The organism is Nonomuraea ceibae (assembly GCF_019396325.1).
GTDB classification, from domain to species: domain Bacteria; phylum Actinomycetota; class Actinomycetes; order Streptosporangiales; family Streptosporangiaceae; genus Nonomuraea; species Nonomuraea ceibae.
The window spans coordinates 1-16,266 of the sequence record NZ_JAHKRO010000168.1 but is presented as its reverse complement, the minus strand read 5'-3'; the positions used below and the strand labels follow the sequence as shown (position 1 = coordinate 16,266).

Sequence of the window (16,266 nt, the reverse complement as noted above, 5' to 3'; positions counted from 1 at the left end):
CGATGAACACCGCCGTGCGCGCCGCCGTGACCGGACGGCGGGTCTGGCTGTGCGACCTCGACGGGACGCTGGTGGACTCCGGCCCCGCCCACGAGGCCGCGTTCCGGCAGGCGATCGCCGAGCTCGCGCCCGCCGCGCTGGCCTCCTTCCGCTACGCCGCGCACGCCGGGGCGAGCACCGCCGAGGTGGCCGCCCGGCTGGTCGCCGACCCGGACGTGGCCGCCGAGCTGGCCCGGCGCAAGCAGCTCCGCTACCGCGAGCAGGTGGCGGCGGGCCGGGTCGCGGTCTTCCCCGGCGCGCACCGGCTCCTCGGCGCGCTCGCCCGCGCGGGCCTGGCCGCCTACCTGGTGACCAGCGGCAGCCGGGGCTCCGTCGAGCGCGTCCTCGCGGCGAGCGGGCTGGGCCGCCACTTCGCCGGCGTGCTCACCGCCGACGACGTCGCTTCGGCCAAGCCCGACCCGGAGTTCTACGTCCACGCCTGCCGCCTGTGGGGAGTCGAGGCGGCCGAGGCGGTGGCGGTGGAGGACTCGGCGCACGGGGTGGCGTCCGCGACCGGCGCGGGGCTGGTCACGCTGCACGTCCACACGGCCGCGCCGGCCCCGGGAGCGGTGGCCGTACGCGATCTGCGCGAGCTCGTGACCGTCGTGGAACAGGCCGTCGAACAGGAGGTGAGTGCCGGTGAGTGACCGGATCTGCGCGGTGATCCCGGCGGCCGGCCGGGGGACCAGGCTGGGCCAGGCCATCCCCAAGATCATGATCGAGGTCGCTGACGGCGTCACCGTCTGGCACCTGCTCCACCGGCGGCTGCGGCCGTCCGTGGCGCACGTCCACGTCGTGCTCTCCCCGGACGGGGTGGGGGCGTTCCGGGAGCTGGCCGCCGCCGAGCTCGCCACCGGCGCGGTGTCGGTGAGCGTGCAGCCCGAGCCGACCGGCATGGGCGACGCGATCTTCGGCGCGGCCCCGCAATGGCGCGGCCACGACGCGATCCTCGTCGTCTGGGGCGACCAGGCGAACCTGTCGCCCGTCACCGTCCGCGCCGTGGCCGCCGCCCACACCGGGCCGGGGGTGACGCTCCCGCTGGTGGCGATGGCCGACCCGTACGTGGAGTACGAGTTCGGGCCCGCCGGGCTGACCCGGGTGCTGATGTCACGCGAGGGTGACCGGTGCCGTCCGGGCGGGCTCAGCGACATCGGCGTGTTCTGCCTGGCCACCGCCGGGCTGGAGGAGGCGTGGGCCCGCTACGCGGCGGGGGCCAGGCGCGGCGCGGCGACCGGCGAGGTGAACTTCCTGCCGTTCCTGCCGCACCTGGCGCAGGATCTGGCCTGGCCGGTGCGGGTGGTGCCGGTGGCCGACCCGGACGAGGCGCGGGGCATCAACACGCCCGCCGACCTGGAGTTCGCCCGCCGGGCCCACGCGCGGTGGGCGACCTGACCGCGCCGCGCGCCCGCCTGGCCGGACTGCTCGACCGGCACCGGTGGGCGGCGGGCCCCACGCTGGTGAGCACGGTGGCCAGCGGCGCCGCCGCCACCACCACGCTCGTCATCGCCCGGGGCGCCGGGGCCGCCGCGTTCGGCCACTTCACCGTCGTGCTGACGATCGCGCTGATCGTCACCGTCGCCATGCTCACCAGCCTGCACTACGTCATGCTGCAGGAGCTGCCGCGCGCCGACCCGGCCGACCGGCCCGCGCTGGTCACCACCGCGGTGCTGGCCACGCTGGCGCTGAGCGTCGCGCTGGCGGCGGCGGGCCTGCTGGCCGCGCCGCTGCTGACGGGCCTGCTCGGGGTCGACGTCCGCACGCTCGGGTTCGCGCTGGCGCTGGCGCTGTCGATGACGCTCAACCAGCTCACCGAGAGCCTGCTGCGCGGGCTGGCCCGCTACGCGTTCGTGGCCTGGCTCAAGCTCGGTGTGGCGCTCGCCTACCTGGCGGCGGCCGGCTTCTGCCTGCTCGTGCTCGGCGTGCGCGACGCCGAGCCGTACCTGGTGGCGCTGATCGCCACCAACCTGCTCCTGGCCGCCGTCGCCGTGGCCGCCGCCGGGGTGCGGCCGCGTGCCTGGTCGGCGCCGCTGGCCAGGGCGCTCTACCGGCACGGCGCGTACGTGACGGCCATCGCCGCGCTCACCTCGGTGCTGTTCGGCGTGGACGTGATCTTCCTCAACCACTGGTCGGCCCCGGCCGACGTCGGCGTGTACTCCGTCTACAACGGCTTCCCCAAGCGGCTGCTCGGCGTGGTGTTCACCGACGGGATCGGACTGGTGCTGCTGCCCGCGCTCGCCACCAGCGACAAACCCGCCGTCATGCGGCGCATCGCCCGGATCGCCCCGCTGGTCGGCGCCGCCACGGCGGTGTTCGCGTTCGCGGCGAGCACGGTGTTCTTCCTGCTGATGGGGGCCGAGTACCCGTACGCCGTCGGCCTCATGGCGCTGTCGGCGGCCGGGATCGGCGCCCACATGGTGTTCAACCTCTACGCCGTCGCCCTGCAGATGGACGGGGTGCGCGGCGCCCGGGTGCTCGTCGGCTGCCTGCTGGCCGGGTCGCCGGCGGCGCTGGCCGTCCAGGTGGCGTGCATCGCCTGGTGGGGGCTGACCGGCGGGCTGCTGGCGTTCGCGCTGTCCAATGTCATCCTCGTGGCCGTCGTCGGCGTCGTGGCCGCGCGGCTCTACCGTCGCCCGGAGGCCGAACGATGAGGATCGCCTACATCGTCAACCAGTTCCCGCCCAACATCACCGCCGGGCTGGGCCGCTACGCCGAGCTGATCACCCCGTACCTGGCGCGCGGGCACCGGCTGGCCGTCTTCACGCTGAACGACGGCCGCCAGACGGTCGAGGAGCGGCTGCCGGGCATCACCGTGCACCGGCCGCTGGGCCGCCTCCTCGGCGCGATCGGCCGGCGCAGGCGGCTCAACCGCACCAAGGGCGTGGAGTTCCTGCTGCTGGCGCTGACCGTGGTGGCGAGCAACTGGCGCTACTTCCTGCGGCTGCGCCGCTCGGCGCGCCCCGACCTGGTCGCGGTGCACGACTCGACGAACTTCCTGGCTGCGCTGCTGTGCCACTACGCGCTGCGGCTGCCGGTCGTGCTGCACGTCCACACGACCGAGTACGGGGTCGCCGAGCAGCGCAGCATCCCGGACCCGGTGGGCCTGTTCGCGGCGCTGGAGCGGTGGCTGGCGCGGATCTCGCGCCGGGTGGTGGTGGCCACGCCGGAGGTGCGCGACCAGCTCGTGGCGGCCGGGTGGGATCGCACGCCGATCGACGTGGTGCCGCTGGGCGGCACGTTCGAGCACCTGGTCGCCGATCCGGGCTTCGACCGGGCCGGCCTGGACGAGGCGGCGGCGGGCCTGCGGGTGCGGCTGGGGATCGCGGCGGGCGATCCGGTGCTGCTGTTCGTCGGCCGGATCGAACGGCAGAAGGGCGTCTACCAGCTCCTGGAGGCGCTGCCGGAGATCGCCGCCGGGCTGCCGGGCGTGCGGCTGGTGCTGGTGGGCGAGGGAGACGTGGCGGGCGTCGAGCGGATCGCCGCCGCGTCGGGGCTGAGCGTGCTGGCCCCGGGCCGGTTCGTCGGCGGGCGGGAGCTGCTGGAGTTCTACGCGATGGCCGACGCGTGCGTGTTCCCGTCGCTGTTCGAGCCGTTCGGGCTGGTGGCGACCGAGGCGATGGCGCTGGGCAGGCCGGTGGTGCTGGGCGACGGGTTCTCGCGGATCTTCCTCGGCGACCCGGACCGGCCGGCGTGCCGGTTCGTCCGCGCCGGTGATCCGGCCGACATCGCGCGCGGCGTGCTGGAGGTCATGACCGACGCGCGGCTCGCCGGGGAGCTGGCCGAGCGCGGCAGGCGGCTGGTGAGCGAGGGCCTGAGCTGGGAGCGGGCCGCCCGCGAGACCGTGGCGTGCTACGAGGCCGCGCTCGGGCGGCTCACGCGTACCTCTTCCTGAGCCCCGGCAGCACCCGCAGCGACCCGACGGCCAGCCCGGTCACGAGCACCACGTGCACGGCCAGGTGCACGCCCATGAAGTACGCGGTGAACGCCGGGCCGCGCCTGCCGTGCACGAACCGGACCAGCTCCACGTCGGCCAGCACGAACCCGGCCACCAGCGCGGCGGGCACGGCGAGCAGCGCGGGCGACAGCAGGCCGAGCGGCAGGCACGCCAGCGCGAGCGCGCAGGCCAGGATGCCCGTGGGCCGGTTGGCGTGCTCGGGCTTGGCGGCGCCGCGCCGGCTGGTGGCCAGCGCGAGCGGGATCAGCGGCAGCGCGCGCCGCCACTGCTCGCCGAGGATCGGCAGCAGGTCGCTGCCGTCGTCGTGCCGGCCGACCACGGTGTCGGTGAGCACGATCCGGCTGCGGACGGCCAGGCGGCTGCTGTACTCGACGTCCTCGCAGTCGCGCAGGCTCTCGTCGAAGCGGCCGGCGCCGAGCAGGACGTCGCGGCGGATGGCGGCCAGCGCGAACACGACGCTGTTGACCTCGCCCAGGTGGCGGCGCCGCCAGTGGACGGCGTGCAGGATGCGGTACCACTCGGCGGGGCCGTCGTCGATGAGCGGCTCGGTGTCGTACACGCCGTGCACGCAACCCACGTCCGGGTCGCCGTCGAGGATCGCCAGCGCGTTGGCGACGGCGTCGGGCCGCAGCGCCACGTCGGAGTCCAGGTAGAAGATCACGTCGCCGGTGGTGGCGTCGGCGCCGGTGTTGCGGGCGGCCGACACGCCGCGGTTGACGGGCATCCGCACGACCCGGCAGCCGAGCTTCTCGGCCAGCTCGGCCGAGCCGTCGGTGCTGGCGTCGTCGACGACGACGATCTCGTCGGGCAGCCGGGTCTGCGCGAGCACGGCCTCCAGGCACAGGCGCAGGGTCTTGGCGGCGTTGTAGCAGGGCACGATCAGGGACACGGTGGTCATGGTGGCTCCCGGCCGGGACGCGACTGTCGATCAAGGATGGCACAGGGGCCGCCGCGTACGTCCTGGTTATGTGTGATTTGTCAGGACTTGTCAGGCGGGAAGTGCTGCCCGGCGACGTGCAGCCGCAGCGCCGCCGTACGGGTGTGGCCTCGGGCGCCGCGCAGCTCGACCTTGACCGACCTCCCGGCCCTGCGCACGCCCCGGTCGGCCTCCGCGACTGAACGCACCTCCCACGGCAGCGTGATCCGCACCTCGTCGGCGCTCCGCGACGGGTCCGAGACCGCGAGCCGCAGCCGGTCGTGGTCGCGGCGGAGCACCAGCGCGCAGGGACCGTCGGCCTTCAGCGGCCCGTACGGGGTCTCGACCGTCGCCGCCCGCCAGAAGACGGCGGCGAGCAGGTCGTCGCGGGCGATCGCCTGCACCGACCCGGAGTTGGCCAGGACCTCCACCCGGCCCCGGTAGGCCGCGGTCTGCGTGACGCGGGCGCCGGGCAGCACGGCGTAGGCGTACCGCGCCCTGTCCGGGTCCTCGCCGTGGTCGATCACGATCGTCGTGTAGTGCCGGGTGAGCGGGGTGCCGTCGCCGCCCGTGGTGGCGCCCCTGTCGATGTCGCGCCAGCGGCCGGTGCGCTTCTCCCGGACCACCTTCGGCTTCGCGCCGTCGAGCAGCGCGTAACCGGCCACACCGGCCAGGTGCACCCAGCCGTCGCCCCGGGTCAGCGGCGGATGGCGGTCGTGGGTATTGCGGTTCTCCACGACGGTCTCGACGCGGCGGCCGTCGGAGGCGGCGATGCCCGTGCCGAGCGCGACGACCGCGTCGTCCAGCAGGAACCACGCCTTCTTGGCCCGCAGCGAGGAGCCCTTGGCGACCAGCTTCATCGCCGCCGCGCCGTACTCGCCGTCGAGCGCCACCCCGCCCGCCCACGGCGTCGGCGGCAGGCGGCGCTCGCCGTGCCGCAGCTCGCCGCGTCTGCGCCTGTCGACCGTCGTGCCCGGCAGCCGGTACGGGTCGATCGTCGGCCACAGCTCGTCGTTCCAGTGCGTGAGGTCGTCGGTGTAGAGGTACGTCATGCCGTCGCCGGTGTACCAGCCGCGCAGGTTCTCCCGGTTCATGGCCTCGGCCGCGCCGATCCGCTCCGAGCTCATCGCGATCGCGAACGCCCAGGTGGGGCGGTGGTGCACGACCCGGTCCATGTCGGCGAACACGTACGTGCCCGTCAGGCGCGGGCCGACCGGCACCGACGGGTCCTCCAGCAGGGCGCGGGCCTTGGCGATGCTCGCCAGCGGCGCGAGCGACTCGTACGGGATCGCCCGGTTGCGCGTCAGCCAGCCCTTCACCAGCGGCTTCCAGCGCCGGGCGTGGCGTTCGGGGGCCGCCTCCAGCAGGGTGAGGACGGCCTCGACGGTCTTCTGGCCCGCGTGGTAGTCGCGGTGGCCCTGCCGCGAGATCGCCCGGCCGCGCACGCAGTCCATCATCAGCCCGTCGACGACGAACGGCAGGAAGGAGCGGTCCACGATGTCGTAGACGTTCCCGATGTCGGGGATCTCCCACGGGGACCGGGCCAGCATGGCGATCAGCTTGGCCACGCTCTCCAGGTAGTCCACGCCGTAGCTGCCGTTGTACGGGTACACGTCGTGCTGGATGAACGACCCGTCACGGTAGAAGCCGTCACCCGGGCCCCGGGTCGTCCGCAACAGGTCGGAGACCGCGTCCTTGGCCCGCCTGACCAGGCGCGCGTCGTGGGTGAGCAGACCGCGCATCGCCACCGCCATCGCCTTGCCCGCCCGGTTGGCGCCGGTCTCCACGACGCCGGGATGGCTGACGCGCCGCTCCGGGTCGGGGCACCACCGCCGCACCGGCCGCAGCCAGCGCCTCAGCCGGTCGCCGGGCAGGCCGTCGTACAGCAGGGCGCAGGTGTCGGTCAGCGAGCGCGGCACGCCGATCTCCCACCAGAACCAGTTGCTGCCCCGCCGGTCGAGCCCCTCGTGGTAGGCGTGCTCGTACAGGAAGTCCAGCGCCCTGACCGCGGTCTCGGCGACCCGCTCGTCCCGGTGCATGGCGGTGCCCGGCGTGGCCCAGCCCAGCGCCAGCGTGCGCATGCGGTTGTAGGCGCGGTTGAAGTTGCCCGTGCGGGGGTCGTCCAGCGGCAGGTCGGGCCAGAGGCTGGGGCGGCGGCCGCCCGACGGCTTCAGCTTGCGCAGCACCGCGTTGGCCGAACCCTCGACGGCCCGCGTCTCGGCGGCGTAGTCGGCGTCGAACCGCCCGCCGGCCAGCAGGCTCACCCACCGCTCGCGCGCGGCGTCGAACGCGGCCCGCCGTGCCGCCCCACTGGCCGGTTCGTCCCAGAGGGCGACTCCGGCCACGGCCGCGGCGCCCAGCAGGGCGGCCCGCCGGCTGAGGGGGTGGGACATGGGCGCCTTCCGACAATCGGGCCAAATACCAAACGAAAGGATCATATGTCGACAGGGGAGCGGCCTTCCGGCTCCGCGACCTCCCCTGCCCTGACATCAGCCTCGATCACCTGGTGTCCGACCGCCGCCTTCCGGGCCGCCCGTGCCGGGCTCAGCTGTATGCGAACAGGTCCTGCGGTACGCCGGCCGCCCGGAAGAGGTGGTCGCGTGACGCTTCGAGCTCGCGGCGCAGCCGGCCCAGGTCCGCGCCGAGCAGCCGCCCCCGCCACTTGCGGACCCGGCCGGCGACGATCACGGTCTCCACGTTGGTGCGGTCCATCAGCGACACGACCGCGCCGGGCACGCTGTTGAGCGGGGCGACGTTGAGCGCCGTGGCGTCGAGCAGCACGAGGTCGGCCTGCTTGCCGGGCGTGAGCGTGCCCGTGCGCGCGCCGAGCCCGAGGTGCGCCGCGCCGTTGACGGTGGCGTAACGCAGCACGTCGCGGACCGTGAGCAGCTCCGGCGTGCCCTCGGCCGGGGTCGGCCAGTTGCCGGGCGGCACGAGGTCGCCCTGGTCCAGGACGAGCTGGTTGACGACCATCCGCTGCATGATCATGGCCGAGCGCATGAGCGTGAACGGGTCGGCGGCCATCGTCGTCTCGACGTCGGAGCTCAGCGAGGGCTCCATGCCGAGCTCCTGCATCTTGAGGATCGGCGGGGTGCCGTGCCGCATCACCATCTCGATCGGGAAGGCGAGCGAGACCTGCGCGCCCGCGTCCCGGAACGTCTTCCACGTCCGGTCGGACATGCCGGTCATGTGGATGAAAAGGTTGTCCGGCCCGACCCGCACCCCGGCGGTGCCCGCGGCGATCTCGTCGAAGACCGGCCGCATCCCCCACGAGCCCACCGAATGAGCGGCGATCCGCACGCCGAGCTCGCGGGCGATCGCCCAGGACCGGGTGTACGTCTCCCGGCCGAGGTGCAGCTCGCCGCCCATGACCAGGGTCACGAGCTGGTCGTCGGAGGGGAACCAGCGCTCCCGGATGCGGCGGGCGTCCTCCGGGTAGCGGGCGCCGGGGCGGCCGTCGCCCTCGAAGTAGCCGAACGCGGCCCGCCGCCCGGTGTCGATCAGCGCCTGGACCGCCGCGTCGGAGTGCTCGGGGGAGTGGTGGATCTGCGAGACGTCGAGGACGGTGGTGACCCCCGCGTCGAGCTGCGAGAGCCCGCCGAACAGCGCGTTGACGTACACGTCCTGCGGCCGGTAGACCCGCGCGAACCCTTGCAGGATGTGCTCGCCGTAGTTGGGCCGGGCGCTCGGCGAGCCCGAGCCGTCGTCCAGCAGCAGGCCGTTGGCCAGGAACGCGCGCTCGGCTGTCTCGAACAGATGGTGGTGCGTGTCGACGAACCCCGGCATGACGATGCGCCCGCGCGCGTCGATCACGTCCGCGCCGGGCGCGTCGACGCGGCGCGCGACCGCGGCGATCCTCTCGCCTTCGACCAGGACGTCGGCGGTCTCGAAGTCGCCCACCGCCGGGTCCATCGACATCACGGCCCCGCCCCGGACGACATAGCGGCGCCCCCGGCGGCCGCTGTCCTTCGGCGGCGGCGGCTCGGCGGCGGAGGCGGGGGACGCGGCCAGCAGGCCCGTGCCCGCCACCGCGGCCGAGGTCTTCAGGAAGGCGCGCCGCCCGACGTGGTTCTTCCGGCTCGTCATAAGGCTGCTCCAACAGTGAGTTGATGTATCAACCGGAGCGTACGTCATCGAGTGGACATGTCAACTCACTGGTAGGGTGGACGTCATGGCGCAGCTGGGATTGACCGAACGCGAACTCCGCGCGTGGCGGACCTCGTTCCGGATGGTGGAGCTGCTGCGGGCCCGCATCGAGCAGCAGCTCCAGGCCGTCGGCGGCCTGTCCAACGCCGACTACACCGTGCTCGCGCTGCTCTCGGAGGCGCCCGGCAGGCGCATGCGCTCCTACGAGCTCGCCCGCGTGGCCGGCTGGGAGAAGAGCCGCATGCACCACCAGCTCACCCGGATGAGCGGGCGGGGCCTGGTCGTCCGGGAGCCGTGCGGCTCGCGCGGCATCGAGGCCGTGCTCACCGAGGACGGGCTCGCCGCGCTCCGGAAGGCCGCGCCGGGGCACGCCGAGGAGGTCCGCCGCCTGTTCGTCGACCGTCTCACGCCGGAGGAGCTCGACCGGTTCGCCGCCCTGGCCGCCAAGGTCCTCGACAGCCTGGAGGCCGACCAGCCGCCCCGCCCGTGACGGCGGCGACGGCGGCGACGGGGGCCGGGACCGGGCCCGGTCAGGGCTGGGCGAGCGCGTCCGCGCTCAGCCGGACGCACAGGTCCCACACCGCGCGCTGGTTGCGCTCGTCGAGCGCGCTCGCCGGCAGCGGCTTGCGGCGGCACCGGTCGTCGAAGTACGCGCCGGTGACGCCCTCGACCTCCCGGCTCGCCGCGGCGTGGACGCTGGAGCGGGCCGAGCGGGTCAGGTCCGACAGGAACAGCGGCGCGATCACCTTCAGCACCAGCGGCGCGATCGGCCGGTAGAGCACCGGGAAGGCGGCGATCGGCGTCGACCGGTTCATCGGCGTGTAGCCGTGCCCCGGATAGACCACGTTGGCCGTCACCCCCGTCCCGTCCAGCTCCCGGGCGAGCCGGGCCGTCAGCGCCATCGTCATCGTCTTGGTGTGGTTGTAGTGGCTGAACGTCCACCCGAGGAGACGGCGTTCGCCCTGGAGGTTGCCGTGGTCGACGGGGCCGCCGGGGATGCCGCCCGTCAGGTTGACGACCCGGGCCCGGCCGGCCCGCCGCAGCCGGGGCAGCAGCAGGTGGGTGAGGGTGAAGGGGGCCAGGACGTGCGCGGCGAACATCTTCTCCACGCCGTCGGCGGTCAGCTCCCGGCGCGGCGTGTTCACGCCGACGTTGTTGACCAGCACGTCCAGTGAGTCGCAGCGCTCGGCGACCCCGGCCGCGAGCCGGACCAGCCCGTCGAGGGTCGTGACGTCGGCGGTGAGCGCGGTCACCCGGTCGTGCCCGGCCCCGGCGCGCACCTCGCGCTCGGCCCGCCGGGCGCGGCCCTCGTCGAGCCCGGCCAGGATGACGGACGCCCCCCGCGCGGCCAGGCCGCGTGCCGTCTCCAGGCCGATCCCGCCGGTGCTGCCGGTGATCAGCGCGGTCTTCCCCGTCAGGTCGTTCGGTGCCATCGGTGTCCTCCTTGGCAGGGCGGCGTCAGGCCGGGATCAGGTCGTGGGTGAGGTCGTGCAGGCGCAGCGCGTCCTGCCGGTCGAAGGCGCGGCCGCCCAGCGACAGCCGGCGCCTCTGCCAGTGCGCGGTGAAGGGCTCGCCCGGAGGGTCGTCCAGCAGCGCCGTCATGGGCGCGATCGCCTTCGGCACCGAGGTGGCGAACAGCGTGAAGAACGCCTTCGCCACCGCCCGCAGCGGCTGCGGCAGGCTCGCCGGCATGCCGGTGGAGACCACGCCGGGGTTGTAGCCGACGTACGGGACGCCGCCCCCGGCATGACGGACGCCGAACGCGACCCCGAGCAGGTCGTTGGCCCGGAAGGACTGCAGGGTCGCCCTGGCCCCGCTGTAGCGGCGCGCGAGCTGCAGGTCGTCCCAGTGGATCCGGCCCAGCGGCACCCCGGGCGTGCCCACGTTCATGATCACCGGACGCGGGGCGGCCCGCAGCGCGTCGTGCAGGCCGTGGCTCAGCACGTAACGGCTGAGGTAGGCGAGCGCGAAGCTGTGCTCGAAGCCCTCCGGGGTGACCGCCCGGCCGCCGAAGAGCCGGTAGCGCTGGGCGCAGAGGACGAGCTTGTCCACGACCGGGTGCTCGCCGGTCAGCCGGTTCACCAGGTCCCGGGTGGCGGCCACCGAGGTCAGGTCGGCGCGTACGAAGGCGGCCCGCCCGGCCGGCAGGGCCGCGGCCTCGGCGAGCAGGGCCCGGCCCTTCTCCGGGGTGCTGCCGACGGCGATCACGTGGGCGCCCTGCCGGAGGTAGTGGAGGGCCAGCCCCTTGCCGAGCCCGTCGGTGCCTCCGGTGATGACCACGGTCTGCATGCTTCACCTGCTTCCGCTCGGAAGTGGATACGACATATCCGCTTATGTTCGGCAGCCTAACACGAAGCGGATATGATGTATCCAGTTAGCCGACGGACGGGATGCCATGAGCGAAGAGACACCGCCACTGCGCCGCGACGCCGAGCACAACCGGCGGCGCACGCTGGCGGCGGCACGGGAGGTGTTCGCCGCGCGCGGGCTGCAGGCCACGCTCAACGACGTCGCCCACCACGCGGGGCTCGGCGTCGGCACCGTCTACCGGCGCTTCCCCAACAAGGAGGTCCTGGCCGAGGCCGTCTACGCGGGCAAGCTCGACGAGCTGCGCGCCACGGCGCACGACGCCCTGACCGGCCAGGACGCCGGCCGGGCGCTCACCGCGTTCCTCGAACACGCGCTGGAGCTGGCCGCGACCGACCGGGGGCTGCGTGAGCTGATGCGGCAGGGCGCCGGCGACAGCGAGCAGATCGCCCGCGCCCGCGAGGGCATCGCGGAGTCCTGCGGCCTGCTCATCGCCCGCGCCCGGGAGCAGGGCACGATCCGCGCCGACCTCACGGTGGACGACATCGCGCCCATCGTGACGATGATCGACTCCGTCATGGACCTGCCGTCCACCGGCGGCACGCAGCCCTGGCGCCGCTACCTGGCGCTCGTCCTCGACGGCCTGCGCCCCTGACCCTGACTCTCAGCTTGTCACCATGCCCATGACGAGGTTGATCGCGGTGGCCAGGATGCTGGTGCCGAACACGTACGACAGCAGCGTGTGCCGCAGCACGATCGAGCGGATGGCCGAGCTCGACACGTCGGTGTCCGACACCTGATAGGTCATGCCGAGGTTGTAGCTGAAGTAGAAGAAGTCCCGGTAGGCCGGCGGCTGCTCCGAGTTGAAGTCGATCCCGCCCGCCGCCGTGTAGTACACGTACGCGTAGCGGGCCGCGTACATCAGATGCAGCGCCGCCCACGCCAGGAAGACGCCGAACAGCGCGGTCGCGGCGGCGGCGTGGCCGGCGTCGGGCTCCCCGCGCACGAGCAGCAGCACGATCGCGACCAGCCCGCACAGCGCCACCGTGACCACGACGATCTCCTCCACGATGGGCAGGAAGTCCTCGCGCCGCGCGTTGCGGTGGGTGGCCGCCGCGTCCATCGGCCACATCACCGCCCAGCCCGCCAGCACGAAGAGCAGCTCCGTCACGGCGATGCCGGCCAGGATCCCCAGCGGGGCGTCGGCCGGCACCCCGACGGCGACGCCCGCCGCCACCCCGATGACCACCGCGCCCGCGAGCCGGCGCACGGCCCCCAGCGGCAACCAGATGCTCATGCGTCACCACTCTAGCCCGCATCGTCGCAGGTCAGCCGGGGTGCCGCGGCTTGACCGCGAATTTGCGCCCCAAGGCGCGACGGCACCCGGATCCGCCGCCTCCTCGTCCGTACGATGGCGCGTGAACGACGGGGGAGATCGTGGAGCTGCAGCCGGTCAAGCAGTTCATCGAGGCGTCCGGCACGCTGCTCGACCTGCTCGGCGTGCTCGTCATCGTGGCCGGGACGGTCATCGCCAGCGTCTCCTTCTGGCGGCGCGCGGCGCGCCAGCGGGCCGCCACCGCCTACCCCGCCTACCGCCGTGCCGTCGGGCGGACCATCCTGCTCGGCCTGGAGCTGCTGGTCGCCGCCGACATCATCAAGACCGTGGCCATCGCGCCCACGTTCCAGTCGGTGGGCGTCCTGGCCGCCGTCGTCCTCGTACGGACCTTCCTCAGCCTCTCCCTCCAGGTCGAGCTGGAGGGCCACTGGCCGTGGCGCAACCCGTCACCGCCACGGGACCCCGGGACGTGAGCGGGCCCGTTCCTGTCGGCCCCGGCTGATATCGATGATCTCGCAAGGTTCCCTCGACGCATGGAGCTGCGGGATGGCGACGGTCACCTTTCGCGACGAGACGGCAGCCGGGAGACCGCTGGCCGAGTTCGAGCTGCCCGGCCTGCCGGAGAGCATTCCGGCCCGGGAGCTGCTTCGGCTGCGCGTCAGGGAGGAGGTCGCCCGGCACAACGCCCGCCCGGAGGCCCGCTTCACCGGCCTGGTCCGCCCGTCGGCGGCCGAGGCGGAGCTGAACGGGCCGCGCCGGCTCGACTGGGAGAAGCAGGCGGACGCCGCCGAGCGGGCCTTCCTGCGCAACGGGTTCGTGCTGCTGGTGGGGGACCGCCAGATCGAGGACCTGGCCGAGGTCGTCGACCTCACCGCCGACCCGGTGGTGTCGTTCATCAAGCTCGTCCCGCTCGTCGGAGGCTGACCCGCCCGGGCGGCGGGTCAGGCGACGGGGACCCAGCCGAACCGGCCGCCGGGGCCCGGCTCGGCCCGGCCGAAGACCACGTCGGCGAAGTGGCCGCCGTAGCCGATTGTGCCGGGGCGGCTCAGCTCCTCGACGAGGCGGCGGCGGTGCCGGGCGGACTCGACGGGGTCGTGGTCGATCCCGCACGACCATTCGGGGTGGGTGACCTGGACGGGCGCGTGCAGGGCGTCGCCGAACGCGATGAGCCGCCGGTCGCTCCCGGTGATCGTGTAGGCGGTGTGCCCGACGGTGTGCCCGGGGGCGAACGAGGCGCGGACGCCGGGGAAGATCTCCTCGCCGTCCTCGACCGGGCGCACCCGGGGTTCCAGGACGGCGAGCCTGGGGTCGCCGGCGAGGTCGCGCCGCGCCCATTCCGGCGCCGCGACCAGGTGGGCGGCGTGCGCGAACGGAGGCGCGTCCCGGCCGGGGGCGTTGCTCCAGGCCCAGCCCAGATGGTCGCTGTGCAGGTGGGTGATGGCGACGGCCTCGATCCGCTCCGGGTCGCGGCCCAGGCCGCGCAGGCTGTCCAGCAGGCCGCCGCCGTACAGTTTGCCCAGCAGCGGGTTGTCCGGGTCGTCGGGGCGGGACTCGGGCCCGAACCCGGCGTCGACGAGCATCGCGCGGTCGCCGCGCTCGACGAGCAGGGCGCCGATGCCCGCGACGAGGAGGCCGTCGCCGTCGAGGTGGTCGCGGTGGCGGGCCCAGTCCGCGCCGGTGGCGGCGGGCAGCCAGCCGCCCGGCTTGAGCCGGACCAGCCCGTCCGGCACGTACGTGACCGTCAGGCCGCCCAGGTCGAGCGAGCGGACGCGGGGCGCGCGGGTCAGCCGTGCGCGGTCGAAAGCGGTCGTCGTCACCATGATTCCTGCCTCGGTGCTCAGGGGGAACGCCGCCCTGGACGGCGGCGCCGACAGAAAGTTACAACTAGAACGGTTCTAATTGCAATCATTCGAGTTGTAGTAGAGTTGCGCCATGACCGGCGACCCCGAGACGCAGGCCCAGGCCGACCGCGAGCTGTGCGGCCTGATCAGCGGCCTGGCCAAGCAGATCGAGGCGCACGTCCGGGTCCGCGCGGCCACCCTCGGACTGACCGCCTCGCAGGGCGTCGCGCTGCGCGAGCTCACCGGCCCCATGACCCTGCGCGAGCTCGCCGAACGCATGAGCTGCGAGCCCTCCAACGCCACGTTCGTCGCCGACCGCCTCGAAGAACAGGGCTACCTCGAACGCCATCCGCACCCCGGCAACCGCCGCGCCAAGCAGCTCGTCCTGACGCCCTCGGGCGCCGAGCTGCGCGAGCGCCTGCTGGGCCTGCTCGCCGAGGAGTCCCCGCTGGCGCCGCTGTCCGCCGAGGAGCAGGACGCCCTGCAACGCCTTCTGGCCCGCGCCGTCGTCGCCTGACCGGTCAGCGGACGAGCTTCCCCGGTGACCGGTCCGGGAAGGCGACGAGCAGGTGATCCTCGACCGGAGCGCCGGGATCGTCCTCGTCCCGTTCCCGCGTGGACGCGCAGCCGATAGCGCCCGGGACCGCCGACGGCCAGGTTGGGCAGCGGCCCGAGCGCCCCGCTGTCGCCCGCCTCCGGATACGGCGGCACCACCAGGCGGCCGCTGCGGCTGACGAGCCCCACCTCTGCCACCCGGTCCCAGCCCTCGGGCCGCGACGGCGGGGCGGTGCGCAACGCCTTGACCGTGAGGCACATCGGCCCGTTCTCGCCGTAGGTCACGATGGCGGCGCTGCTGCCGGCCGCGTGGACGAGGCCGTCGCCGACGGCCTTGAGGACGTCGCCGCCCGCCTCCTCGGTGGTGTCCCGGTCGTCATGGACGTAGTAGCCGCCGCCCTCGAAGAGTGAGTACGCGGCCGTGCCCTGCCGCGCGGCCCGCAGCCCCGGCCAGGGGTCGGCGCACCGGGCGTTGCGCCCGGCCATCCAGGCGGTCTGCCCACGCGCCAGCGCGACCCGGTCGCGGGCCTCGTCCTCCCGCTGCCGGGCGACGACCTCCGGGCACAGCGGCTCCAGGGCGTCGCCGAGCTCGGCGGCACTCGCCGATCCGCCCGACCGCCGCAGCAGCGCCTGCCACGCCGACGGGCCCGCCACCGCGCACAGCTCCTTCCCGTACGCCCGAATGCGGATGATCTTAACGAGGCCGCGCGGGTTTGTCGGTGCGATGATCTACCGTCCCGGCCATGACTGCAGCGACGCGGGCGTACCCCAACGCCGCGCCCTCCCCCCGCTTCCACCAGGGACGCACCCCGGGCGGCTCCCGATGACCGTCTGGACGGAGATCCGTGACCTGATCACGCGCAACGACGTCACCCGCCTGGCCGACCGGCTGGCCGCGCTCACCGAGGAGGAGCGCGTCGAGCCGGCCGGGCGGCTGCCCGGTCTGGTCAAGGAACTGCGCGCCGCCCGCACCGAACGGCTGCGCGCCCGCCATTCCGGCGACCTCGAGGAGATGATCTCCTGGGAGGTCGGTGACATGCTCGACCGGCTGGCCGGGGCGCTGCTGCTGGCCGGCGTCGGCCTCATCACCGGCCCGGCGGCCGCCGTCGCGTGGATGACCAGCCGCGACGTCAACCGCCGCTGGGCCGACGCCCTCGACGTCGCCGGCGTGTGC

At 74.1% G+C, this 16,266-nt stretch carries 17 protein-coding genes; 10 read left to right on the top strand and 7 right to left on the bottom strand.

The window, feature by feature from the left end:
- The 4 genes from KME80_RS46595 to KME80_RS52415 all read left to right on the top strand — a co-directional run.
- On the top strand, positions 1 to 686 hold a 686-nt coding region (locus KME80_RS46595), incomplete at its 5' end, for an HAD family hydrolase (RefSeq protein ID WP_219518346.1).
- Positions 679 to 1,431, top strand: a complete 753-nt coding sequence (locus tag KME80_RS46590) for an NTP transferase domain-containing protein (RefSeq protein ID WP_308126224.1) — start codon at positions 679 to 681, stop codon at positions 1,429 to 1,431. The genes KME80_RS46595 and KME80_RS46590, both read left to right, overlap by 8 nt.
- Positions 1,419 to 2,687: a polysaccharide biosynthesis protein gene (locus KME80_RS46585; RefSeq protein WP_219518344.1), complete on the top strand. Its 1,269-nt coding sequence runs from the start codon at positions 1,419 to 1,421 to the stop codon at positions 2,685 to 2,687. The genes KME80_RS46590 and KME80_RS46585 overlap by 13 nt, the downstream gene beginning before the upstream one ends.
- On the top strand, positions 2,684 to 3,928 hold the full coding sequence (locus KME80_RS52415) for a glycosyltransferase family 4 protein (protein ID WP_219518342.1): 1,245 nt from the start codon (positions 2,684 to 2,686) through the stop codon (positions 3,926 to 3,928). Before KME80_RS46585 ends, KME80_RS52415 begins: the two co-directional genes overlap by 4 nt.
- Here the strand turns inward: KME80_RS52415 and KME80_RS46575 are convergent.
- The 3 genes from KME80_RS46575 to KME80_RS46565 form a co-directional block, all read right to left on the bottom strand.
- A complete protein-coding gene (locus KME80_RS46575; protein ID WP_246646893.1) occupies positions 3,909 to 4,889 on the bottom strand; it encodes a glycosyltransferase family 2 protein in 981 nt (326 codons plus the stop codon). The genes KME80_RS52415 and KME80_RS46575 overlap by 20 nt on opposite strands.
- An 80-nt stretch (positions 4,890 to 4,969) precedes the next feature.
- Positions 4,970 to 7,300, bottom strand: coding sequence for a polysaccharide lyase 8 family protein (locus tag KME80_RS46570; protein ID WP_219518341.1), 2,331 nt, complete (start codon positions 7,298 to 7,300; stop codon positions 4,970 to 4,972).
- 151 nt (positions 7,301 to 7,451) lie between these two features.
- Complete coding sequence (locus KME80_RS46565; RefSeq protein ID WP_219518340.1) at positions 7,452 to 8,993, bottom strand: amidohydrolase family protein; 1,542 nt, start codon at positions 8,991 to 8,993, stop codon at positions 7,452 to 7,454.
- Positions 8,994 to 9,078: 85 nt separating this feature from the next.
- On the opposite strand from KME80_RS46565, the gene KME80_RS46560 reads away from it, so the two are divergent.
- A complete protein-coding gene (locus KME80_RS46560; protein ID WP_219518339.1) occupies positions 9,079 to 9,543 on the top strand; it encodes a MarR family winged helix-turn-helix transcriptional regulator in 465 nt (154 codons plus the stop codon).
- A 40-nt stretch (positions 9,544 to 9,583) separates the two neighbouring features.
- On the opposite strand, the gene KME80_RS46555 is transcribed toward KME80_RS46560, so the two are convergent.
- Both KME80_RS46555 and KME80_RS46550 read right to left on the bottom strand, forming a co-directional pair.
- Positions 9,584 to 10,486 carry an SDR family NAD(P)-dependent oxidoreductase gene (locus KME80_RS46555; RefSeq protein WP_246646892.1) on the bottom strand — a complete coding sequence of 301 codons (903 nt, stop codon included), beginning with the start codon at positions 10,484 to 10,486 and terminating at the stop codon, positions 9,584 to 9,586.
- A gap of 25 nt (positions 10,487 to 10,511) precedes the next feature.
- Positions 10,512 to 11,342 (bottom strand): SDR family NAD(P)-dependent oxidoreductase, encoded by an 831-nt coding sequence (locus tag KME80_RS46550; RefSeq protein ID WP_219518338.1) that lies wholly within the window; start codon positions 11,340 to 11,342, stop codon positions 10,512 to 10,514.
- 106 nt (positions 11,343 to 11,448) lie between these two features.
- Between KME80_RS46550 and KME80_RS46545 the strand changes: the two genes are divergently transcribed.
- Entirely contained in the window at positions 11,449 to 12,015 is a 567-nt protein-coding gene (locus tag KME80_RS46545) for a TetR/AcrR family transcriptional regulator (RefSeq protein ID WP_219518337.1), read from the top strand.
- Between the two features lie 9 nt (positions 12,016 to 12,024).
- Here the strand turns inward: KME80_RS46545 and KME80_RS46540 are convergent, their stop codons facing one another.
- On the bottom strand, positions 12,025 to 12,657 hold the full coding sequence (locus KME80_RS46540; RefSeq protein ID WP_219518336.1) for a DUF1345 domain-containing protein: 633 nt from the start codon (positions 12,655 to 12,657) through the stop codon (positions 12,025 to 12,027).
- Positions 12,658 to 12,797: 140 nt separating this feature from the next.
- Here KME80_RS46540 and KME80_RS46535 point away from each other — a divergent pair, with 140 nt between their 5' ends.
- Entirely contained in the window at positions 12,798 to 13,169 is a 372-nt protein-coding gene (locus tag KME80_RS46535; RefSeq protein ID WP_308126223.1) for a DUF1622 domain-containing protein, read from the top strand.
- A 73-nt stretch (positions 13,170 to 13,242) separates the two neighbouring features.
- Positions 13,243 to 13,620: a hypothetical protein gene (locus tag KME80_RS46530; protein ID WP_219518335.1), complete on the top strand. Its 378-nt coding sequence runs from the start codon at positions 13,243 to 13,245 to the stop codon at positions 13,618 to 13,620.
- Positions 13,621 to 13,637: 17 nt separating this feature from the next.
- On the opposite strand, the gene KME80_RS46525 is transcribed toward KME80_RS46530, so the two are convergent.
- Positions 13,638 to 14,516 (bottom strand): MBL fold metallo-hydrolase, encoded by an 879-nt coding sequence (locus KME80_RS46525; RefSeq protein ID WP_219518334.1) that lies wholly within the window; start codon positions 14,514 to 14,516, stop codon positions 13,638 to 13,640.
- A gap of 112 nt (positions 14,517 to 14,628) precedes the next feature.
- Between KME80_RS46525 and KME80_RS46520 the strand changes: the two genes are divergently transcribed.
- Positions 14,629 to 15,054, top strand: a complete 426-nt coding sequence (locus KME80_RS46520; protein ID WP_219518333.1) for a MarR family winged helix-turn-helix transcriptional regulator — start codon at positions 14,629 to 14,631, stop codon at positions 15,052 to 15,054.
- 861 nt (positions 15,055 to 15,915) lie between these two features.
- Positions 15,916 to 16,266: hypothetical protein (locus KME80_RS46515; RefSeq protein WP_219518332.1), on the top strand; the 351-nt coding region annotated here is incomplete at its 3' end.